Origin of the sequence: Polaribacter sp. 20A6, assembly GCF_011378915.1 — a bacterium.
GTDB classification, from domain to species: Bacteria; Bacteroidota; Bacteroidia; order Flavobacteriales; family Flavobacteriaceae; genus Polaribacter; species Polaribacter sejongensis.
Genome location: NZ_WTPZ01000004.1, coordinates 118,263 through 139,438 on the forward strand (window position 1 = coordinate 118,263; position 21,176 = coordinate 139,438).

A 21,176-nucleotide genomic window follows, 5' to 3' on the forward strand; every position below is an offset into this window, starting at 1 on the left:
AACTTTGCAACTTTGCAACTTTGCAACTTTGCCACTTTGCCACTTTAAATCTTTGAAACCAAAAAAAATGCAATTATTTTATAATTCTGAAATTTCTACAGAAACAACGCAACTTACATTCGATAAAATTGAGAGTAAACATATTGTGCGTGTTTTACGTAAAAAAGAAAATGACATTCTTAAAATTACAAACGGTAAAGGTTTTTTGTTTGATGTAAAAATTATACTTGCAAGCGACAAAAAATGTTTAGCAGAAGTTATTGGTTTTGAAGAAAAACCAAAACCTTGGAATTATTACTTACATATTGCCATTGCTCCTACTAAATTAAATGATAGAATTGAATGGTTTTTAGAAAAAGCAACAGAAATTGGTATCGATGAAATTACACCAATTATTTGTTCTAATTCAGAACGTAGAGTTGTAAAATTAGAACGTTTCGAAAAAATTATTCAGTCTGCCATGAAGCAATCTTTAAAATTCACGCTTCCTAAATTGAATGAACCCATAAAATTAAATGATTTTATAAAACAAGACTTTGAAGGCAACGTTTGTATTGCACACTGCGAAGATCAAAAAGATAAAAACTTACTACAATCTGTTGTAAAACCTTCAGAAAAAACTACCATTCTAATTGGTCCCGAAGGTGATTTTTCTATTGATGAAATTAAAAAATGTTTGGCAAAAAACATGACTCCTATTTCTTTAGGAGAAAGTAGATTGCGTACAGAAACTGCTGCATTAGTGGCTGTAAATACCATTTCGTTTATCAATCAGTAATTTTTACTATATTGCTTTCTAATAACTAAATGTCAGTTCTATTAAATTCTATTTTTTATAGAATTTAATAGAGAGCTCTTACTTTAATGAAAAAAATATTCGTTTTTCTCTTTCTACTTTCACTTTCTACAAACGCACAGAATGTAGCCATTTTAAAATATAATGGCGGTGGAGATTGGTACGCAAATCCAACAGCAATTCCTAATTTAATAGACTTTGCAAACACAAATATTGGCACCAATATTTCTAAAGATCCACAAGCAGTAAATATTGATAGTGAAGATGTTTTTAACTTTCCTATCATCTTTATGACAGGGCATGGAAATGTATTGTTTTCTGATGATGACGCAAACAACTTAAGAAATTACTTAATTTCTGGTGGATTTTTACATATTTCAGACAATTACGGATTAGACCAATTTATACGAAGAGAATTAAAGAAAGTTTTTCCGAGTTTAGAGTTAAAAGAAATTCCGAGTAATCACCCTATTTACCATCAGACTTTTAAATTCCCAAATGGGATTCCTAAAATACATGAACATAATAAAAAATCGGCACAAGGTTTTGGTTTGTTTTACGAAGGAAGACTAGTCGTATTTTACGATTTTGAAACAGATTTAAGCGATGGTTGGGAAGATGAAATCATACACAACAACCCTAAAGATGTACGAGAAACTGCTTTAAAAATGGGGGCGAACATTATTGAGTTTGCTTTTAAGAATTAAGTTAGCAGTTAGCAGTTAGCAGTTAGCAGTTAGCAGTTAGCAAAAATAAAAAACTTTTAGCCTTTGCAACTTTGCTAGAAAAAATAAAATTTAAAACAAGATTTTTTTGAGCCAAGAACCAAGAAAGCCAGAAACTTTGAAACTTTGAAACTTTGAAACTTTGAAACTAATTTAAATAAATGCAAAACAACATAGATATAGACGATATTAAAATAAACTTTGATGAAAGTGGTTTATGGGTTTTAAACATAGCCATTGCCATTATTATGTTTGGAGTAGCTTTGGGTATTTCAGTAGAAGATTTTAAAAGACTTTTTAAAAACCCTAAGATTGTTTTTGTCGGTGTTTTAGCTCAATTTGTTTTATTGCCTGCCGCTACATTTTTAATTATTTTAATGCTTAAACCGCATCCTAGTTTTGCATTAGGTATGATATTGATTGCTGCGTGTCCTGGTGGAAATGTTTCAAACTTTTTTAGTAAAATGGCTGGAGGAAATGCAGCTTTATCTGTAAGTTTAACAGCTTTTGCAACATTAATTTGCATTGTAATGACGCCTCTTAATTTACAGTTTTGGGGAAGTTTATATGAACCAACCAATATAATTTTAAAAACTGTTTCTTTAAATCCGTATGATTTATTTAAACTCGTTTCTATAATTTTAGGAATGCCTTTAATTCTTGGAATGGTTATCAAACACTACCATTCTGAAATGGCTCAAAAAATTGAAAAAGTTCTAAAACCATTATCTATGTTGGTTTTTATCGCTTTAATTTTTATTGCGTTTTCTCAGAATTTAGACGTTTTTATACATCATATTCACCATGTGTTATTCTTAGTTATTTTTCATAATATTTTTGCCTACATTTTAGGGTTTTATACCGCAAAAAGTTTTAAATTGAATCAAAAAGATTGTAAAACAATTGCTATGGAAACTGGTATCCAAAATGGTGGCTTAGGTTTGCTACTTATTTTTGGTTTCTTTGAAGGTTTAGGCGGAATGGCTTTATTAGCTGCTTTTTGGGGAGTTTGGGATGTCTTTTCCGGAATGGCATTAGCGACTTATTGGGGCAGAAAATCATCTTTAAAATAATTATTAAAATATATGGAAGTTTCGCAAATATGGTTTCGTCTTGTGCGTTTGTATGTTAAACTCGGACTCTTTTTTTACACAAAAGAAATAAAAGTTGTGGGTTTAAAAAACGTTCCCAAAAAAGGTGCTGTACTTTTTGCTATAAACCACCCAAACGGATTGATAGATCCTTTAATTGTAACCACCAACAATCCTAGAGCAAGTTATTTTTTAGTGAAAGCGGCTGCTTTTAAAAACCCTATTATAGAAAAAATTCTAAATTCTTTAAATCTAATTGCTATTTATAGAATGCGAGACGGCATCGATCAATTGGCTAAAAACGAGGAAGTTTTTAATACCTGTTATGACATTTTTAATCGTGGAAAATCGTTGATGATTTTTCCAGAGGGTAGCGATTGTAGAGAAAGAACCGTTAGACCTTTAAGCAAAGGGTTTACTAGAATTGTATATGGAGCTATAGAAAAATATCCAGATTTACAAATACAAGTTGTACCTGTAGGCCTTACCTACCAAAATGCATCTCACTTTCCTTGTAAAGTAGCACTGCATTACGGAGCACCTATTAATGCTTCTGAAATTTACGCTAACAACATTCCTAGTAAATCTATTAACATTCTAAAAAACGAAGTTGCAAATCAGTTAAAAGAATTATCCGTACATATAGAAAAAGATGAAAACTACGATACTATTTTAACGAAGTTAAATGATGCTCAAGTAGATTTTACAGAAGTTAAAAAGGTACAAGAAATGATTAAAACAAATACATTTCCGCCTAAAAAAGAAGGTAAAACAAACTACTTAAAACCCTTGTATTATGTAATTCTTTTAAATAGTTTGGTTCATTATCTAATTTATAAAAAACAAGCGAAAAAGAATCCAGATATCGATTTTGTAGACACTTTTAGATTTACTTATAATCTGTTTATTTTACCTGTTTTTTATGCACTACAAGCGTTTATAGTATCCTATTTTTTTGGTGATAAGATTGCGTTACTCTATTTTTCTTTTAGCTTATTAATTATATTTTTATACAGCAAATTAGCGCCAACAAATACAGAGGCTAGTTCTTATAAAAAAAACAAACCGTCCAATCAAGTCTAGCCCTGATTGAACGGTTTGTTTGAGCTCTTTTTTGTTTTTCTCAAAAAAAGCGAGTAGTGAAAGCAGGAAATAGCTTCTAAAAACAACTATTTTATTCCTCTTAATTTATAATAGCATCTTGAATTACTTGCTGAATTTCTGTACGCATATTGCTATTTACCAAACTTCTATTTGCTGCCGTTGGATACACTCTATTAGATAAAAACACGTAGACAATTCCGCTTTGTGGATCTGCCCAAGTGTAAGTCCCTGTAAAACCAGAATGCCCAAAACTCTCGTCGGAGACACAGCCACAAGTTGCTTTTACCTTCGGGTTTAACTGCGGTTTATCGAAACCTAAACCTCTACGAACCTGCATATCTGAAAAATAACGATGGTTAAATTTATCTAAGGTTTCTGTTTTTAAATATCTTTTACCTCCATAATATCCTTTCTGTAAATACATCTGCATAATTTTTGCAACATCGTTTGCATTGGCAAATAAACCTGCATGTCCACCTACTCCACCCAACATAGCAGCTCCCATATCATGCACATAACCTTGCACTAATTGGTTACGGTAATAGTTATCTTTTTCGGTAGGTATAATTTCACTTGCAGGGAACTTTTGAAGCGGTAAATACGTGGTTCTATTAGCGCCTAAAGATTGATAAAACTCTTCATCTACCAAGGTATTTAAAGGTTTTTCATATGTGTTTTCTATCGCTTCTTGTAGTAAATAATACCCTAAATCACTGTATTTATATCCGGCAGTTGTTCTTTGGTCTGCATCTTTAATATATTTATAAATACTGTCTTTATAACTCTTGTTTATATATAAGTTTTTTGCCACGTTTAGTGAAAATCTTTCCGATTGTTTATTACTATAAAAAGCCGGTAAATTTTTATGCGTTATACTATCTTGAGTCGCCACATAAAAAGGAATCCACGCTTTTAAACGTCCGTAATGAGAAAGGATTTCTCTAACAGAAACCGCTGCTTTATTAGAGCCTTTAAAACCTGGTAAAAGATCTTGAAGTTTTTCATTTAAAGAAATTTTATTTTCTTCTTCAGCCTTCATCACCAAAGGTAAAGAGGCTAAGATTTTAGTAAGCGAAGCCAAATCGTACACGTCAGAATTTTTTACTTTTCTAGACGTATCATCTGTGTGATGTCCGTAACTTTTCTCTAAAACAATTTTACCGTGTCTTGCTACTACAACCTGAAAACCTGGTGCCATTTTTTCCTTTAAAATAATGGTAGCTAAAGAATCTATCTTCTTTAATTTTATAGAAGATAATTGGGCTGCTTCTGGTATGGTATATTCAAATCTACTTAAGTTTGAGGTAAAAAAACCACTACCTTCTAAAAAATCACTTTTAATAGAAACAGGCAACTTCCCTTTTGCTCCAAAAGCTCCAAAAATTAATTGAGCAGAGAGTTCTTGGGCCAATTTACTATTTTGATAAGACACAATAATGCCTTCTATATTTGTAAAAGATTTTACTTGTAATAAACTATAAGGACTCGCAAAAACATCTAAAATTACATTATTCTCTCTAGAAATTTCTTGCAACCAAACCAATTCTTTATTTGTAAACTTATAACTTTTCCATGGGTTTGCATTCGATTTATGAAAACCAACAATTACCAAGTTATACGGTTTTAATTTTGTTATAAGTCCGTCTAAATTTTCACTATAAACCTCATCTACTTGCCCATAATTTTGAAGCATATCAATAAAAGGATATCCAGAATCGTCCCCTAATTTTACATAAGCAATTTTTCTTTCTTCTAAATTGGTAACAGGTATATTGTAGTTTTTATTTTTCACAACCGTTAAAGAATTCTTCACCAATTCTCTATGTAATAATTCGTCATCAATTGAATTTAAGTCTTCATGCAAATTATTTAAGACAACTGGTTTATACTCATTTAAACCTGCCCAATATTTAGCTTTTAATATTTTACGAACAGAAAAATCGACTCTTTCTTCCGTTAACGTATTTAACTCAATAGCTTTTTTAATCATGTTTACCGTAGCAGGAATCTCTTGCGGAATTAACAATAAATCATTCCCTGCTTGTATAGCTGCCAAATTAATTTCTGCCGAAGTAGCATAATTTGCAGCACCTTTCATATTTAATCCATCGGTAATTACCAAGCCTAAAAAACCTAATTTTTGCTGTAATAAATTAGTCACCACATTTTTAGATAAAGAAGTAGGCAATCTACTATCTGGCTCTAAACTAGCAATACTTAAATGTGCCGTCATAACACTTGCCATACCAGCATCAAAAATCCTTTTATAAGGATACAATTCAATAGAATCTAAGCGCGCCAAATCAAAATTTAAAACGGGTAATGTATGGTGAGAATCTGTCGCAGTATCTCCATGACCAGGAAAATGTTTTGCATTTGCCAAAACACCTTGACTTTGCATCCCTTTTGTAAACGCAATCGCTTTCTCGGTTACGTTTTCTTTATCTTCACCAAAAGACCTGTTTCCTATAATTGGGTTTTCTGGATTTGTATTAATATCTACAACCGGCGCAAAGTTTACATGAATTCCCAATCGCTTACAATGCATTCCCAAATGCTTTCCGAATTCAGTAATTAAAGAATCCTTTTCAATAGCACCCAAAGTCATGTTCCATGGAAATCTGTACGTATCTTTTAAACGCATGTCCAAGCCCCATTCTCCGTCAAAACCAATTAACAAAGGTACTTTTGCCGAATCTTGAAACTTATTAGTAAGTACTGCCTGTTTTTCTGGAGTTCCTTGCATAAAAATTAAATTACCAACATGATATTTCTGAATCATATTTGTAATATAATCTTCGTGTTTTTTGTCTTTATTAGAATAAGCTTGTATCATAAAAAGCTGACCAATCTTCTCATCAATCGACATATTTTTTAAAATACTATCTACCCAAATATCTTGCGCCTCTGCATCTTTCGCTATTAAAGGATCTACACTTTGTGCAGATAAATTAAAAACAAAACTTATAAAAACGACTATTAATAACTCTTTCTTCATATTATTATGGGACCTATTTTTAGGGCGTTTTAACAGGCTTTCGCTACTCGCTTTTTTCAGGTTTATTCTCGATACAATTACGCTAAAAAGCGTAACCACTCGAACTGAAACCTAAAAAAGAGCTCAAACAGACCGCTCTATCCTTAACGCAACAATTTGCTAACTAAATTTAATACTTAAAAGGCAATTTTTATACCAAAAATCTTTTGTGCCAACTATCTTTTGCGGGGATTTCCCAATTATTTTCAAAATCTTCTTTGGTAGCTACCATATTATTAAAAACAATGGTTTCTGCAGTTACTTTTTGTGCTTCTGCAAACTTCTGAAAATCGAACAATTTTACTAAGTTAATATTGTCATTATCTTTAAAAGTAACATTCATTTTGTCCATTAAATCTAATTGTAATTCGTTTTCTAATTCTTTAATAAAACGAACAGAGCTATCTATAGAACAACCAGAAACATTGTTAAAACTTTCATCTACTGCCAACACCAAAAACTGATTGTATTTTATAGTAAACGATCCTTTTAAATCATCGCCATGACGTGTCCATTGATTGATAAAGTCAATTGCTTTTTCTGAAATGAATTCGATTTCATTATTAGTAAATTCTCTGTCGGATTGGTAAATCCAAACACGAGAATTATTTGGTAAATTTTTATATTCTGTAAACATAATTGTTGTGTAATTGTTTATTCGTTTAATTACTTAAGCAATCTAAATGACAAGACTTAAGATTAAGATTCGTTAACTATGAGATTTCTCAATGACCTAAAAAGGCTCATTTCGAAATGACAAAAAAGAACTATCTTAAATTAAACTTCTGTTGTAAAGCTTCTAACTTTTCTTTGTCAGACATTTGCTTTTTTGGCGCAGTCATTCTTTCTTTAATTTCTTTTAATACCTTTTTAGTGTATAAAGGAAAATCTGCATTCTGCATCCAGTTATTATACCCTGGGTTTTCTTTAAAAACTTCTTCTACTGTTCTACCTTTGTATTTTCCGAAAGAAAAAATTTCTTGCTTTTCATCATTCATTAAAATAAAACCAGCAAAATCTGCTCTTTCTCCGTGTGTAGAATATTCGCTTAAAGCATCTACCGTATTCTCTATGTCGCTATATTTATCTAATTGCGCTAACAAAATTTCGTATGTTGCATTGGTATCTGCTTCTGCTCCGTGCGCTCCTTCTAATTCTTTTCCGCAGTAAAATTGATATCCAGCACTTAACGTTCTTTGTTCTTTTTTATGAAAAATTACTTGCACATCAATCGCTTTTCTATTTTTCATATCAAAATCGATACCTGCACGCATTAACTCTTCCGCTAAAAGCGGGATGTCAAAACGGTTAGAATTAAAACCAGCCAAATCAGAATCTGCAATCATCTCATTAATTTGAGGTGCTAATTCTTTAAAAGTTGGTTCTGATGCAACTTTTTCATTTGTAATTCCGTGTACATCTATAGATCCTTGTGGAATTTCCATTTCCGGATTTACCAACCAAGTTTTACTTTCCTTATTTCCGTTTGGAAATACTTTTAAAATGGCTATTTCAACAACTTTATCTGTTGCAATGTTTACTCCTGTTGTTTCTAAATCGAAAAATACGATTGGCTTCTTTAAATCTAAGTTCATTTTAATATTTTAACTTCTCTACTCCGTTCAGGTAAAATAATTACCTATTAAATCGAAAGCAAGAACTATTCGTTATTTAATTGTGTTTTAAATGCTGCTACTTGATCCTGAATTTTTGCAGGCAAAGTAGGCTCTTTAAAGTTATATTTTTCTAATTCTTCTAATACAATATCTGCTAAAATAAATCTTGCAGTTGGTTTGTCATCCGCAGGAATTATAAACCAAGGTGCATTTTCTTTAGAAGTTCTGTTTAATAAATCTTCATAACAAAACTGGTATTTATCCCACAGTTTACGTTCTTTTAAATCGCCTGCAGAAAATTTCCAATTCTTGTCAGGTAAATTTAATCTTCTTAGTAATCTATTTTTTTGTTCGTCTTTAGATAAATTTAAAAAGAACTTTAATACGATGGTTCCATTATCTGCAATATGCTTTTCAAAATTATTGATTCTTTCCATTCTCTCATGAAAAAAAGCATCATTTATATCCTCTAACGTATTTATGGTCGGAATATTTTCTCCAAAAACATATTCTGGATGTACTCTTGTCACCAACACGTTTTCATAATGCGTTCTATTAAAAACACCTATTTTACCTTTTGCAGGAAGCGCAATATAATGACGCCATAAAAAATCGTGTTTTAATTCCAACTCTGTTGGCACTTTAAAACTATGCACTTCTACTCCACGTGCATTTACATCTTTAAAAACCTCTCTAATTAAACTGTCTTTGCCCGAAGTATCCATTCCTTGTAAGCAAATAAGCATACTATATTTGCCTTCTGCATACATTGTATCCTGAATCTCACTCAGTTTTTTTCTAATTTTCTTTAGCTTCTTCTTAGACTTTTCTATTACTTCTTTTGTATTAAAATCAGTCAATTGAATAGTCCCTTTTACTTTATATTTTTCTTTGTCTAGCATCCTTTCAAATATTTTTTAAAGATAGATAAAATCGTGATTTTTACCCGTGATTTTCACAGCATTTTATAATAATTATATTCACAATATAGTCATCATTTAAAATTAAAAAAAATAAAATATCTAATTCTTAATTTTAGTATAAAGTTAGCATGTTTCATTTTATTCAGATATTAAAATACCTCAAAATTTATCTAATTTTAAAAATGAATTAAATGTCTCGTTGCATGTAATCAAGACCAATTTTAGTCAGTAAATAGACGTCAACTATACTCGAACAGAAAATAGAAGAACAAAAAAAAGGCCTTTTACAACCACAACTTAAAAAACAGAATACATCAATTTACCTACTCAACTTAAATATTTTTAACGCTAAAAATTATCATTATATCGTATTGAAGAGAAATTCATGAATTCCTAGCTTTTTTAGACTTTAAATTTCATTATTTTTGCCACATGGTAAAAGAAATTCAACTTCGAGTAAATTTAATAGAAGAACGTAAAGAAAACATCTTATTATACAAAGCTTCTAAGCAATTAAGCCTTGATAAAAGTGAAATTTCTGCTGTTAAAGTATTGCGCAAATCGATTGATGCACGTAAAAAAGACATCATCTTTAACTACAAAGTAGCTGTTTATATCAATGAAAAAGTACCAGAGAAATCTGATTATACTTTTGAATATAAAGACGTTTCTAATGCCAAAGAAATTCATATTATTGGTTTTGGACCTGCAGGAATGTACGCTGCTTTACGTTGTATTGAATTAGGTTACAAACCAATTGTTTTAGAACGTGGAAAAAATGTACAAGATAGAAGACGTGATTTAAAAGCCATCAATCAAGATCATTTTGTAAACGAAGATTCTAATTATTGTTTTGGAGAAGGTGGTGCAGGAACTTATTCTGACGGAAAACTCTACACCCGTTCTTTAAAACGTGGCGATGTTAGAAGAATTTTTGAAAACCTAGTTTTTCATGGAGCAACAGAACAAATTTTAGTAGATGCACATCCGCATATTGGAACCAATAAATTACCAAAAATCATCGAAAATGTTCGTGAGAATATTTTAAAATACGGTGGAGAAATTCATTTTGAAACTCGTGTTACAGATTTTACTGTAAAAAATAATAAGTTACAAGCTATCCATCTTAAAAACGGAACAGAAATGGCTGTGAATTCAGTTATTTTGGCAACTGGACATTCGGCAAGAGACATTTATGAATTGTTACATAAAAAAGAGATTGCTTTAAAAGCGAAATCTTTTGCTATGGGAGTTCGTGTAGAACATCCACAGGAAATTATAGATCAAATTCAATATCATTGTTCAGGAGAAAGAGACGAATTATTACCTGCAGCAGCGTATAGTTTGGTGCACCAAGTAAATAACAGAGGTGTGTATTCTTTTTGTATGTGTCCTGGTGGCTTTATTGTTCCTGCAGCTACCGCAAACGGTGAAGTTGTTGTAAACGGAATGTCGCCTTCTCGTAGAAATAACCGTTTTGCAAACTCGGGTATTGTTGTTGAGTTAGATATTGATAAAGATTTTAAAAAATACGAAGAGTTTGGACCTTTAAAAGGATTAGAATTTCAGAAGGATTTAGAAAAAATAGCCTTTTTTGCTGGTGGAAGAACACAAGCTGCACCTGCACAAAGATTGGTAGATTTTGTGGATGGAAGACTTTCTAACGATTTAAATGATTGTTCGTATCAACCAGGATTAAAATCGGCTCCTTTACATTCTTTATTACCTAAAATTATTGGTGGTAGATTAAGAAAAGGTTTTGCTGCATTCGGACAAAAAATGCACGGTTATTATACCAACGAAGCAAATATTATTGGTGTAGAATCTAGAACTTCATCACCGGTAAACATCCCAAGAAAAGAAAGTTTAGAGCATACAGAAATAGAAGGTTTATATCCTTGTGGTGAAGGTGGTGGTTATGCCGGCGGAATTGTTTCTGCTGCTATGGATGGTGAACGTTGTGCAGAAGCAGCAATTGCAAAATTGTAATCTTGAGATATTAACTTCCAAATTAGTTCTCGACACAAAATTTCTGAAAAAGAAATCTCACTAGAACTGACAGATTTTAAATCATTATAAAAACAAAAAAAATACCTCAAGAAAAACTTGAGGTATTTTTATATAATTCATTTTGACCTTAAAATCAAAATCTATTTTATACTTCCGCTATTGCGGAAATAATTATTTCTTTAAACTTGTAAAGTAATCGAAAATTTCAGGAACATTTCCGCTTCCCATATCAGCAGCTACAGCCGCTTGAAGGTTTGCTGAAGTAGCTTCTGCTATTTTAGAAGTAGTTCCTAAATCGTTCATCATCTGAACAAAATATCCTAAATCTTTATTTGCATTGTTTATAGAAAAACCTAAATCACTTACGTTATCTACTGCGTAATGTTTACAGAATTTCATAAATGGAGAGTTTGACGGTCCAGAAGACATAATGTCAAACAATTGTTGTGTATCTACACCTGCCAGTTTTGCAGCAGCAAAAGCCTGAGACATTGCAACAACAGTAGTCATTCCCATAAAGTTATTAATTAACTTAGTTGTATGACCTGCTCCTAAAGCTCCTAAATAAAATACATTTTCTCCTTGCTCGTCTAAAACTGGTTTTACTTTATCAAAAGTAACTTTATCTCCAGCTGCCATGATATTTAATAAACCATCTTTTGCGTGTGCAGGTGTACGACCTAATGGTGCATCAATCATACCAGCTCCTTTAGCTGCTAAATCTTTACCAATTTTAATAGTAGATGCAGGAATTGAAGTTCCAAAATCAATTAAAACAGCACCTTCTTTAATACCTGCTAAAATTCCATCTTCACCGTAAACAATCTTTTCAACTACAGCAGATGTAGTTAAACAAAACATTATAATATCACTTTTTTCTGCTAATTCCTTAGGAGAGCTAGCTTCGGTAGCATTACCACGAGCCACTACAGTTGCAACCTCATCTTTGTTAAGGTCCATTACTGTTAACTCATAACCTCTTTTTTGCAAATTTTCAACCATGTTACCACCCATAAGGCCAAGTCCGATAAATCCGATAGTAGGTTTTTTCATATTTAATTCTTTTAATTTATAATTAGAGTGCAAAGATATGCATCTATCAGCATTAAAAAAACATTTAACAGAACTATCCTCTGTTCTTTAAACTCTTTAACTTATATTTTTAACACACTGATTTGTAATTTATTAATAAAAACAAAAAATTGTAAATAGATATTTTAACCATGTTGTAAACGAATAGTCCATTTTCTAAAATAGAATAGCTCTAGCAAGAAAAAGTTTTATATTTTTTTCTATATTTATCTAAATTTAGTATTCAAATATAATTGATATTTATATCTATTTTAAAACATCAAAAATTTATCTAATTTTTAAAAACCTTATAGTTAGATTAGTTATTTGATAATTCTTTATATTTTTTTTCATTCTATCAAGATATCGAATAACTATCACTAATTTTACAACTGATTAAATTAATATATGAAAATAACTATTGGTCGTATTGATAAAGCCGATTTTCCGGAACTGCATCTAGAAGACATCGATTTAAAAATTGATTCTGGTGCTTATACTTCATCAATTCATTGTTCTAATATTGAAGAAATAACCATAGACGGAAAAAATTTTATCCGGTTTAAGTTGTTAGATCCAGAGCATCCATTTTACAATAATAAGGAGTTTACTACAAAAAATTACGCTTCTAAATTGGTGAAAAGCTCGAATGGAATTTCCGAAAAAAGATTTTTAGTGGAAACTGAAATTGTAATTTTCAACGAAATATTCCCTATTCATTTAACATTAAGTGAACGTAAAGACATGAAATTCCCGATCTTGCTTGGAAGAAAGTTTTTAAATAAAAAATTCGTGATAGACACTACAAAGTCAAACTTATCACACAAATTAAAAAATAAAATATAATGAGAATTGTAATTCTGTCTAGAAATCCTAAATTGTATTCAACTAGAAGATTGGTAGAATCCGCCGAAAAAAGAGGTCATGAAGTAATGGTTGTAGACCATTTAAAATGTAACATTGAAATTGAAAAAAGATCTCCAAAAATATTTTATAAAGGAGAATATTTAGAAAACATCGATGCTATTATACCAAGAATTGGTGCTTCTGTAACTTTTTATGGAACTGCTGTTATTCGTCAATTTGAAATGATGAAAGTATTTTCTGCAGTTTCTTCTCAAGCTTTAGTAAAATCTAGAGATAAATTAAGCAGTTTACAAATTTTAGCAAGAGCTGGTGTTGGGTTGCCAAAAACAGTTTTCACCAATTACACAAAAGATGTAGAGCACGTTGTTGAATCTGTTGGTGGTGCGCCTTTAATTTTAAAATTATTGGAAGGAACACAAGGTTTAGGTGTGGTTTTAGCAGAAACAAAAAATGCTGCTACTTCTGTTTTAGAGGCTTTTAATGGATTGGGTGCAAGAGTAATTGCGCAAGAATTTATTAAAGAAGCTGGTGGTGCAGATATTAGAGCTTTTGTAGTTGATGGTAAAGTAATTGGTGCTATGAAACGTCAGGGTAAAGAAGGAGAATTCCGTTCTAATTTACACAGAGGTGGTAACGCAACTGTCATAGAATTAACCGATGAAGAAGAAAAAACTGCATTAAAAGCAACCAAAGCTTTAGGTTTGGGTGTTGCTGGTGTAGATATGTTACAATCATCTAAAGGACCTTTGGTATTAGAAGTAAATTCTTCTCCAGGTTTAGAAGGAATTGAAGTAGCAACAGGTAAAAATATTGCGAAAGAAATAATTCGTTATTTAGAAATTCATGTCGAGTAAACCTTTTATCCTTTTAGGAAAAGTAATTCCTGAAGGAAAACGTACTGTTTTAGATTTAGAAGTAGCAAAACTACATACCAGAACCACTGTAAAAGTTCCTATAATTATAGAGCGTTCTCAGAAGCCTGGTCCCGTAGTTTTATTGCTAGCGGGTATACATGGTGATGAAACAAATGGTGTTGGAATTATTAGAGAAATTATTAATTTAAAGATTAATAAACCTAAAACAGGAACCATTATTTGTATTCCTGTTTTTAATATTTTTGGATATTTAATACAGACTAGAGAATTTCCTGATGGACGTGATTTAAATAGAATGTTTCCTGGTTCTGCTAGTGGATCTTTAGCTAGTCAATTTGCATATCAATTTACAAAAGAAATTGCACCACTGGTAGATTATGTCATTGATTTTCATACAGGTGGTGGTGACCGTGATAATATTGCACAAATAAGATGTAGTAAAGACGATGAAAAAGCATTAGAATTGGCAAAGGTTTTTAACCCTCCAATGATTGTTTTTTCTGAAAACATCACAAAATCACTTAGAGACACCTTGCATAAAATGGGTAAAACCGTTTTACTTTTTGAAGGTGGAAAATCTAAGGAACTAAACCCTACAATTATTAACGAAGGTGTTAACGGAACTAGAAATGTATTAATTCGTTTAGGACTTATTGAAGGAGACATTACGGTTAGAGAAACCCCTGTTTTTGTCCATAAGGCAAAATGGTTAAGAGCTCCAGATTCTGGGATGTTTAAAATTAGAGTTGCCAACGGAAGCTTTGTTAAAAAGAAAGAAGTATTAGGTGTAATACAAGATCCTTTTGGGGAGTTTAAAAAGAAAATTTATGCGCCATTTGATTGTAATATTTTCTGTATTAATAAAACACCAATTGTAAATAAAGGAGATGCTTTATTTCATGTTAGTATTGATGAATAATGTACATGCTGCAAGCAATATTTTAACCTAAAGGTTGATGATAGATTTCTAACAGGTTATAGCATTTTAAATAAAATAGTAAAAGAGAACAGGTTTTTAATCTGTTCTCTTTTTTGTTTTGTAAATTAGGCATCTAAACTTTCCTCTAGATGAAAAAAATTACACTCTTATTCTTATTAATGTCCATTACTATTTCTGCACAAACAGATCTTAAAATTTACGATATCATAAACGATATTTCTGCAGATAATATTAAAGCTGATATAAAAACGCTAACAGAATTTGGTACAAGAAATACTTTTTCAGATACTATTTCTACAACTCGTGGTATTGGTGCAGCTAGACGCTGGATAAAAGCCGAATTCGATAAAATATCTAGCAATTGCAACAACTGTATAAACACCTTTTATCAAAAGGACTTTGTTTCAAAAAAAGGGAATAGAAGAGTACCTCACGATGCTTGGATTGTAAATGTTGTGGCAGTTCAAAAAGGAACAAAATACCCAAACAAATATATTATTATGAGTGGTGATATTGATTCTCGTGCAAGCGATGCAATGGATTTTACCACAGATGCTCCTGGTGCTAATGACAATGCCTCCGGAATGGCAGGAACCATAGAAGCCGCAAGAGTTTTAAGTAAGTATCAATTTGAAAGCAGTATTATTTATGTAGGTCTTTCTGGTGAAGAACAAGGTTTGTTTGGTGGTGCTGGTTTGGCCAACTATGCAAAAGAACAAGATTGGGAAATTATCGGAGTTTTAAACAACGATATGATTGGTAATATTAAAGGTGTAGATGGTGTAATTGACAATCGTAGTTTTAGAATTTTCTCGGAACCGGTGCCTGCAAATGAAACGGAAAAACAACGCAAAGCAAGACGTTTTTATGGCGGTGAGGTAGATGGGGTTTCTAGACAATTGGCAAGATATATTCATAAAAATGTAAAAACATATATGCCAGAAATGAACCCAATGATGATTTATAGATTAGATAGATTTGGACGAGGAGGACATCACAGACCTTTTAACGATTTAGGTTTTGCAGGAATTAGAATTATGGAAGGTCATGAAAACTACACACAGCAACATCAAGATATTAGAACTGAAAAAGGTATTGCATACGGAGATACTTTTGAGCATGTAAATTTCGAATATGCAAAAAAACTAACTGCCGTAAACGCCATTACTATGGCCAATTTAGCTTGGGCACCAGAAGCTCCTAAAAAAGTAGCTATTGGCGGAATTGTAGAAGCAGCTGTAAAATTAAAATGGGATAAAGTTGACGGAGCCAAAGGTTATAAAATTTATTGGCGAGATACCACCTCTCCTACTTGGGACCATACTAGATATGTAGAAGCTACAGAATTTACTTTAGACGGAATTGTTATTGACAACTTCTTTTTTGGTGTGGCAGCTGTTGGAGAAAATGGACATGAAAGTGTTGTTGTTTTTCCTAATGAGATAATGAGATAGTAGTTATATGCTTAAAGTATTAACATTTGGCAATAATAAAAACTGAATCTAAGAATCACACCAATTATTAAATAATTTGGTATGATTCTTGATTTTTTTCATTGAAAATCAATAATTTAAACCAATCTCAATAAAAAACTTATGAAAACTAAATTATTCTTTGCTATATCAATAGGTTTTATATCCTTAAGTTATTCTCAAGCACTTCAAAGTATAGATGAGCTGAATCCAAATATTAAAAAACCAATAAATTATTATTTAGTAAATAAAAAGAATGATACAACACTAATAAAAGGTGAAGTATTGCCGATTAAAACAATACAAAGAGGTTTTGTCTATATTACAGAAAAAGGAGATAAAAAAACAATAAACCCTGATAATTTCACATATTTATTAATGAAAAATTCAGAAGGAAAAACTTTAACTTTAAAATCCTTACCATTTAAAATAAAAACATTTAGTCGTGCGGTAAAAAGAAATGCTTTTATGACTGTTTTAATTGAAAACTCAGAAAATCAACTTAAAGAAGGGAAACTAAATTTATATTTACATGATTATATTTATCTAAAAAACAAAGTTTTATCTTTTGAAGAAAGTGTAGAGTGGCCATCACATATGGATCTGGAAAAAGATCAATTTATTGAATCCAAAACATTATACTTTCAAGATTTGGATGGATTGCATATAATAGATTCTAAATCAGATTTCAAACAATTCCCAAAAATACTAGGAAAGCAACTTTACAAAGAAATGAAAAATTCTGATAAAGATAAAGTACAATTTATTCTTGATTATTTTACAAAATATAATATGAAGATCGTAAAAATATAACTATTGCTAACAAAAAATAAATTTTATTACTGATTTTAGCTCACTTGTGAAATTTCCATAGAATTTCGTAGTTCGTGTTTTATTTAGTAAATTCAGTAATTAAACAACTCAGTAAAGTTCATACAACAACGTAGGTAATTAAATAATAATTTGAGAGAAACTATACTTATTCTAACACTAATGATTTCGGTTAATTGTTTAGCTCAGAATTATCAATTTAACTTATTAACTAACTATAAATCAGAAAACGGTTTCTATAAGCAGAAAATTATTTATTCTAACAAAAACGACAATAGCTATTTCTTATATATATATAAATTTAAAGATAAAAACATTGGAGAAATTATTGATTTAAAAAATTCAAAACATCACTTTTTTAAAGTAATTGAAAGTGAGGGATATGAAAAAGAGATTCATCATCAATTTAAATATGAAAATACCTCAGATGTATTTTATAGAGATTTACCTAATACAGTCTTTGATTTTAAAGTTATAGCTAAAGACAGCTTATCAAAAACAGTAAAATTAATTAAATACAAGAACAAAAAAAAGAAAATAATAACAAGTATTGCTGAATTGAAAATAAAAAATATTCCTTATAACTTATTCTCACTATTCAGGTTTAGCTGTTTACATCCATATGAAAATTTTACAAATTTAAGCTTTGGTGAAAATGGTATTGTGGAAAGTTATAAATTACTTGATACGAAAAATCCAATCTTTATTTACCTAGATTATTATTCTGAGAATATAGATTTTGAAGTAAAAGTCAAACAATAAAATACTAACAACACCATATATTAAAATTGCTATTTTAGTGTTCTACCTAAAACTTCAATTTTCCTTCGGAAAATAGCCGTTCATTAAAAATGCAACTTCCAATACAGAACCACATTGTATCTAAGCCGAAAAAACAGATGAACTAATGAAATTCTCTATCGTATTTACTATATTTCTGTTCACAAATACAATAATAGGACAAAATTTTCATACCAAATTTGAATATAAAAATTCTATTAATAAGGATATCACAATTCAGAATAGTTATCCAAAAGGCGGACAAAGATTTACAACAACAAACGGAAAAGAATTTGTTTATGTAACATTTTGGACTTCTATATCTAATAATTCGGCTTCCAATTTGGAATTAGAAATAGATTTTTCTGCCAATTCATTTATAATACCTTCCGCACCTAACATAAACTTCAATTTGTATATACCAAATAACGAGATGACCCTTGAGAAAGAATCATTACCGAATTATGGTTTGGATATAATAAATTTTCTTAAAGAAAATATGAATAAACCATCCAAATTGAGAACAATAATTAAACCTAATAGCTCGCATCTTTTTTATACGGTTGCTATTTCTAACAAAGGTGTAAATGGAACAGTAAGAGCTGGATTTGAATTACAAAAAGAAGAACTAATTTACAAAATCAATAACCACGAAATTAATTGTGGAAAAATTCTAATAAATTAATATTTTGTAAAATAATTTCCATTCCTTATATTTTAGATTCTACTCCTTCTAAAAGATATAAAAAAGGGAAATACGCTTTTAATAATTAAAAAAAGTATTCTATAAAGCACTAAACTGAACAACTTCATTTTCAGAAATAATAGGATTTGCTCCTTCATTTTGAGCAACTAAAGCACCAACGGCACAAGCAAAATCAATTGCTTTTTGTGGAGCTGAACCATTAATTAATTGACTAATTAAAGACGCCAAAAAAGAATCTCCAGAACCAACGGTGTCTACTACTTTAATTTTATAGCCACTATTGTAAAACAATGCATTGTTATATAATAAAACAGCACCATGTTCGCCTTTTGTAACGCAAATATGTGCTGTTTTTGTTTTCCGAGCTATAAAATGTATGTTTTGTTCTAAATTATGAAAAGGAGAACCTAGAAAAGCACTTATTTCATAAAGTTCTTCATCATTAAACTTAATAAAATCTGCTTTCTCCATTAGCGCTACTAAAATATCTTTTGAATAAAAAGGAGCTCTTAAATTCACATCAAAAATAGCATATTTAGCAAGCTTTAAAAGTTGATACAACGTGTTTTTAGAAACAGTATCTCTAGTTATTAAACTACCAAAAACAAAAGCATCAGCTTGTTTTACCAATGTTGCCGCTGCTGTTGTAAGCGGAATTTTATCCCAAGCCTTCGGATGTACAATTTCATAGGTAGCAGCTCCTTTATCATTTAACGTTACAGCCACTTCTCCTGTTGTATAATCTTCTAAAATGACAACAGCATCAGCATTTATTTTTAAATCGTTTATGTAATTTAAAATCAACTTTCCTAATTCATCATTACCAATGGCACTTACCATAGCAACATCATTCTTAAAAGATTTTAAACGAACTGCAACATTTAAAGGAGCTCCTCCTATTTTTTTATGTGTAGGAAAAACATCCCACAAAACTTCACCAAAACAGACTATTTTAGACATCATTAACCAAGGGTTTAGATCCCGATAAAGACCGGAATTTATTCAACTATAAAAAACTTACTATGTAACATAATACATTTACGTTATTAGCTTTACTAATAAACATTAGATTCCATAGTGTTCTGATTTATAGAGCTATTAAAAATGGTTAACATCCTTTTTGCTATTCCCGTCCAACCAAAATTTCTACGTGCAAAGCGTGCTCCTTCTACAGACATTTCGTTTCTTAATTTAGGGTATAATAAAGGCATTGCCATCATTGCTCCAAATTCTTTTGGTCTGTGTGGATCTGCAAATAAAGCTTGATTTCCAAAATCAATTAAATCGCATAAACCACCATGAACGGTAATTACACTTGGAGTTCCACAAGCCATTGCTTCAATAGCAACCATACCAAAAGGCTCATATCTAGAAGGCATCACAAAAATACTTGCAGATCTATATACGTTTGCTAAATCTTCATCTGCAATATAATTTTTCCACTTAATTTTATCCATAATTCCTAGTTCTTTCGCCAGTACTTTTAGAGTCTCAATTCCGTCTCTATCTTGCTGAGAATCCCCACCAATTGCAGCGACTAATCTAGCTTCTGGGCATAATTCAAAAACCGTTGGTAACGAACGTATTAATAAATCGTAGCCTTTATTATGCGCCATTCTACCCAACGCCAAAATATCGGTTGGTTTGATATCATATTTCAATCGAATTTTGTCATTCTCCTTAGACGGAACCGGGAAAAATCTATTTTCATCAATTCCTGGAGGAATCATACTACAGTTTCTAGACAAGACATCATATTGTTGCACCAATAAGTCTACTTGAGGAAGCGTAGTTGCAATTACAAAATTACACATCTGATACACAAAATACTCCTTTCTAATACGTTCTTTAAAGCGATATGTTTTCTCCATCTCTTTCTCATCCATATCACTTCCCATAGAGTGTTGTTTCCACCAACCTAAAGAATGTGGTGTATGCACATGACAAATACCTAATTCTTCTGCAATTTTTTGTCCTGCCCAACCTGCATCCCAGTAATGAGAATACACAACATCGTACTTTTTATTTTCTTTCTTAATTGCAGCCAACGTATTGGTCACAAATTTTTTAAGATGATCGTGCATATCTTCTTTTCTAATGAATTTTTTTCCTCCAAAAGGAATTCTCCAAACATTAAAATTTTCATCTACATGATCATATTCTGGTTGATCTTCAAACTGCCGTGTTACCAGATCTACACGTTTACCTAATCTACTAAATCTATCTGCTAATTCTAATACATATACTACTTGACCTCCTGTATCTGGTTTTCCTAATTCTGCGTGTGCCCCTACATATCCATGTAAAGAGATCATTAATATTGATTTCATAT

Annotated in this window: 19 protein-coding genes; 12 read left to right on the forward strand and 7 right to left on the reverse strand. The window is 30.9% G+C overall.

Annotated features, from left to right (window positions below):
- Window positions 1-67: 67 nt before the first annotated feature.
- From GQS57_RS10550 to GQS57_RS10565, 4 genes are all read left to right on the forward strand, one after another.
- Window positions 68-778, forward strand: coding sequence for a 16S rRNA (uracil(1498)-N(3))-methyltransferase (locus GQS57_RS10550; RefSeq protein WP_165732820.1), 711 nt, complete (start codon window positions 68-70; stop codon window positions 776-778).
- Between the two features lie 86 nt (window positions 779-864).
- Complete coding sequence (locus GQS57_RS10555) at window positions 865-1,503, forward strand: DUF4159 domain-containing protein (RefSeq protein ID WP_165732821.1); 639 nt, start codon at window positions 865-867, stop codon at window positions 1,501-1,503.
- A gap of 179 nt (window positions 1,504-1,682) precedes the next feature.
- Window positions 1,683-2,594 carry a bile acid:sodium symporter family protein gene (locus tag GQS57_RS10560; RefSeq protein WP_165732822.1) on the forward strand — a complete coding sequence of 304 codons (912 nt, stop codon included), beginning with the start codon at window positions 1,683-1,685 and terminating at the stop codon, window positions 2,592-2,594.
- Window positions 2,595-2,606: 12 nt separating this feature from the next.
- Window positions 2,607-3,695: a 1-acyl-sn-glycerol-3-phosphate acyltransferase gene (locus GQS57_RS10565; protein WP_165732823.1), complete on the forward strand. Its 1,089-nt coding sequence runs from the start codon at window positions 2,607-2,609 to the stop codon at window positions 3,693-3,695.
- A 100-nt stretch (window positions 3,696-3,795) separates the two neighbouring features.
- On the opposite strand, the gene GQS57_RS10570 is transcribed toward GQS57_RS10565, so the two are convergent.
- The 4 genes from GQS57_RS10570 to GQS57_RS10585 all read right to left on the reverse strand — a co-directional run bounded on the left by GQS57_RS10570 (window position 3,796) and on the right by GQS57_RS10585 (window position 9,271).
- Entirely contained in the window at window positions 3,796-6,714 is a 2,919-nt protein-coding gene (locus GQS57_RS10570) for a glycoside hydrolase family 3 N-terminal domain-containing protein (RefSeq protein ID WP_165732824.1), read from the reverse strand.
- 190 nt (window positions 6,715-6,904) lie between these two features.
- Window positions 6,905-7,390, reverse strand: coding sequence for an ABC transporter ATPase (locus GQS57_RS10575; RefSeq protein WP_165732825.1), 486 nt, complete (start codon window positions 7,388-7,390; stop codon window positions 6,905-6,907).
- Between the two features lie 130 nt (window positions 7,391-7,520).
- Window positions 7,521-8,348 carry a 3'-5' exonuclease gene (locus GQS57_RS10580; protein WP_165732826.1) on the reverse strand — a complete coding sequence of 276 codons (828 nt, stop codon included), beginning with the start codon at window positions 8,346-8,348 and terminating at the stop codon, window positions 7,521-7,523.
- Window positions 8,349-8,413: 65 nt separating this feature from the next.
- The gene (locus GQS57_RS10585) at window positions 8,414-9,271 is read right to left on the reverse strand and encodes a PPK2 family polyphosphate kinase (RefSeq protein ID WP_165732827.1); all 858 of its coding nucleotides are present in this window, start codon (window positions 9,269-9,271) and stop codon (window positions 8,414-8,416) included.
- Window positions 9,272-9,724: 453 nt separating this feature from the next.
- Between GQS57_RS10585 and GQS57_RS10590 the strand changes: the two genes are divergently transcribed.
- The gene (locus tag GQS57_RS10590; RefSeq protein ID WP_165732828.1) at window positions 9,725-11,281 is read left to right on the forward strand and encodes an NAD(P)/FAD-dependent oxidoreductase; all 1,557 of its coding nucleotides are present in this window, start codon (window positions 9,725-9,727) and stop codon (window positions 11,279-11,281) included.
- Between the two features lie 192 nt (window positions 11,282-11,473).
- On the opposite strand, the gene GQS57_RS10595 is transcribed toward GQS57_RS10590, so the two are convergent.
- Window positions 11,474-12,388 carry an NAD(P)-dependent oxidoreductase gene (locus GQS57_RS10595; protein WP_262887629.1) on the reverse strand — a complete coding sequence of 305 codons (915 nt, stop codon included), beginning with the start codon at window positions 12,386-12,388 and terminating at the stop codon, window positions 11,474-11,476.
- A gap of 393 nt (window positions 12,389-12,781) precedes the next feature.
- On the opposite strand from GQS57_RS10595, the gene GQS57_RS10600 reads away from it, so the two are divergent.
- The 7 genes from GQS57_RS10600 (at window position 12,782) to GQS57_RS10630 (ending at window position 18,823) form a co-directional block, all read left to right on the forward strand.
- The gene (locus GQS57_RS10600; protein WP_165732830.1) at window positions 12,782-13,219 is read left to right on the forward strand and encodes a RimK/LysX family protein; all 438 of its coding nucleotides are present in this window, start codon (window positions 12,782-12,784) and stop codon (window positions 13,217-13,219) included.
- Window positions 13,219-14,094, forward strand: coding sequence for a 30S ribosomal protein S6--L-glutamate ligase (rimK, locus tag GQS57_RS10605; RefSeq protein ID WP_165732831.1), 876 nt, complete (start codon window positions 13,219-13,221; stop codon window positions 14,092-14,094). Before GQS57_RS10600 ends, rimK begins: the two co-directional genes overlap by 1 nt.
- Window positions 14,084-15,034 (forward strand): succinylglutamate desuccinylase/aspartoacylase family protein, encoded by a 951-nt coding sequence (locus GQS57_RS10610; protein ID WP_165732832.1) that lies wholly within the window; start codon window positions 14,084-14,086, stop codon window positions 15,032-15,034. The genes rimK and GQS57_RS10610 overlap by 11 nt, the downstream gene beginning before the upstream one ends.
- Before the next feature lie 149 nt (window positions 15,035-15,183).
- The gene (locus tag GQS57_RS10615; RefSeq protein WP_165732833.1) at window positions 15,184-16,509 is read left to right on the forward strand and encodes a M28 family peptidase; all 1,326 of its coding nucleotides are present in this window, start codon (window positions 15,184-15,186) and stop codon (window positions 16,507-16,509) included.
- Between the two features lie 141 nt (window positions 16,510-16,650).
- A complete protein-coding gene (locus GQS57_RS10620) occupies window positions 16,651-17,340 on the forward strand; it encodes a hypothetical protein (protein ID WP_165732834.1) in 690 nt (229 codons plus the stop codon).
- 150 nt (window positions 17,341-17,490) lie between these two features.
- A complete protein-coding gene (locus GQS57_RS10625) occupies window positions 17,491-18,120 on the forward strand; it encodes a hypothetical protein (RefSeq protein ID WP_165732835.1) in 630 nt (209 codons plus the stop codon).
- 145 nt (window positions 18,121-18,265) lie between these two features.
- Window positions 18,266-18,823, forward strand: coding sequence for a hypothetical protein (locus GQS57_RS10630; RefSeq protein ID WP_165732836.1), 558 nt, complete (start codon window positions 18,266-18,268; stop codon window positions 18,821-18,823).
- A gap of 99 nt (window positions 18,824-18,922) precedes the next feature.
- Here GQS57_RS10630 and GQS57_RS10635 read toward each other — a convergent pair whose 3' ends face one another.
- Window positions 18,923-19,807, reverse strand: a complete 885-nt coding sequence (locus GQS57_RS10635; RefSeq protein ID WP_306771943.1) for a carbohydrate kinase — start codon at window positions 19,805-19,807, stop codon at window positions 18,923-18,925.
- A gap of 92 nt (window positions 19,808-19,899) precedes the next feature.
- Window positions 19,900-21,174, reverse strand: a complete 1,275-nt coding sequence (locus tag GQS57_RS10640; RefSeq protein WP_165732837.1) for a glycosyltransferase — start codon at window positions 21,172-21,174, stop codon at window positions 19,900-19,902.
- Window positions 21,175-21,176 lie beyond the last annotated feature (2 nt).

What these genes read in the sequence shown, in the direction of transcription:
- GQS57_RS10550 (WP_165732820.1), top strand. Translation starts at nt 68, where the DNA reads ATGCAATTATTTTATAATTCTGAAATTTCTACAGAAACAACGCAACTT.
- GQS57_RS10555 (WP_165732821.1), top strand. Translation starts at nt 865, where the DNA reads ATGAAAAAAATATTCGTTTTTCTCTTTCTACTTTCACTTTCTACAAAC.
- GQS57_RS10560 (WP_165732822.1), top strand. Translation starts at nt 1,683, where the DNA reads ATGCAAAACAACATAGATATAGACGATATTAAAATAAACTTTGATGAA.
- GQS57_RS10565 (WP_165732823.1), top strand. Translation starts at nt 2,607, where the DNA reads ATGGAAGTTTCGCAAATATGGTTTCGTCTTGTGCGTTTGTATGTTAAA.
- GQS57_RS10570 (WP_165732824.1), bottom strand. Translation starts at nt 6,714, where the DNA reads ATGAAGAAAGAGTTATTAATAGTCGTTTTTATAAGTTTTGTTTTTAAT.
- GQS57_RS10575 (WP_165732825.1), bottom strand. Translation starts at nt 7,390, where the DNA reads ATGTTTACAGAATATAAAAATTTACCAAATAATTCTCGTGTTTGGATT.
- GQS57_RS10580 (WP_165732826.1), bottom strand. Translation starts at nt 8,348, where the DNA reads ATGAACTTAGATTTAAAGAAGCCAATCGTATTTTTCGATTTAGAAACA.
- GQS57_RS10585 (WP_165732827.1), bottom strand. Translation starts at nt 9,271, where the DNA reads ATGCTAGACAAAGAAAAATATAAAGTAAAAGGGACTATTCAATTGACT.
- GQS57_RS10590 (WP_165732828.1), top strand. Translation starts at nt 9,725, where the DNA reads ATGGTAAAAGAAATTCAACTTCGAGTAAATTTAATAGAAGAACGTAAA.
- GQS57_RS10600 (WP_165732830.1), top strand. Translation starts at nt 12,782, where the DNA reads ATGAAAATAACTATTGGTCGTATTGATAAAGCCGATTTTCCGGAACTG.
- rimK (WP_165732831.1), top strand. Translation starts at nt 13,219, where the DNA reads ATGAGAATTGTAATTCTGTCTAGAAATCCTAAATTGTATTCAACTAGA.
- GQS57_RS10610 (WP_165732832.1), top strand. Translation starts at nt 14,084, where the DNA reads ATGTCGAGTAAACCTTTTATCCTTTTAGGAAAAGTAATTCCTGAAGGA.
- GQS57_RS10615 (WP_165732833.1), top strand. Translation starts at nt 15,184, where the DNA reads ATGAAAAAAATTACACTCTTATTCTTATTAATGTCCATTACTATTTCT.
- GQS57_RS10620 (WP_165732834.1), top strand. Translation starts at nt 16,651, where the DNA reads ATGAAAACTAAATTATTCTTTGCTATATCAATAGGTTTTATATCCTTA.
- GQS57_RS10630 (WP_165732836.1), top strand. Translation starts at nt 18,266, where the DNA reads ATGAAATTCTCTATCGTATTTACTATATTTCTGTTCACAAATACAATA.
- GQS57_RS10635 (WP_306771943.1), bottom strand. Translation starts at nt 19,807, where the DNA reads ATGATGTCTAAAATAGTCTGTTTTGGTGAAGTTTTGTGGGATGTTTTT.
- GQS57_RS10640 (WP_165732837.1), bottom strand. Translation starts at nt 21,174, where the DNA reads ATGAAATCAATATTAATGATCTCTTTACATGGATATGTAGGGGCACAC.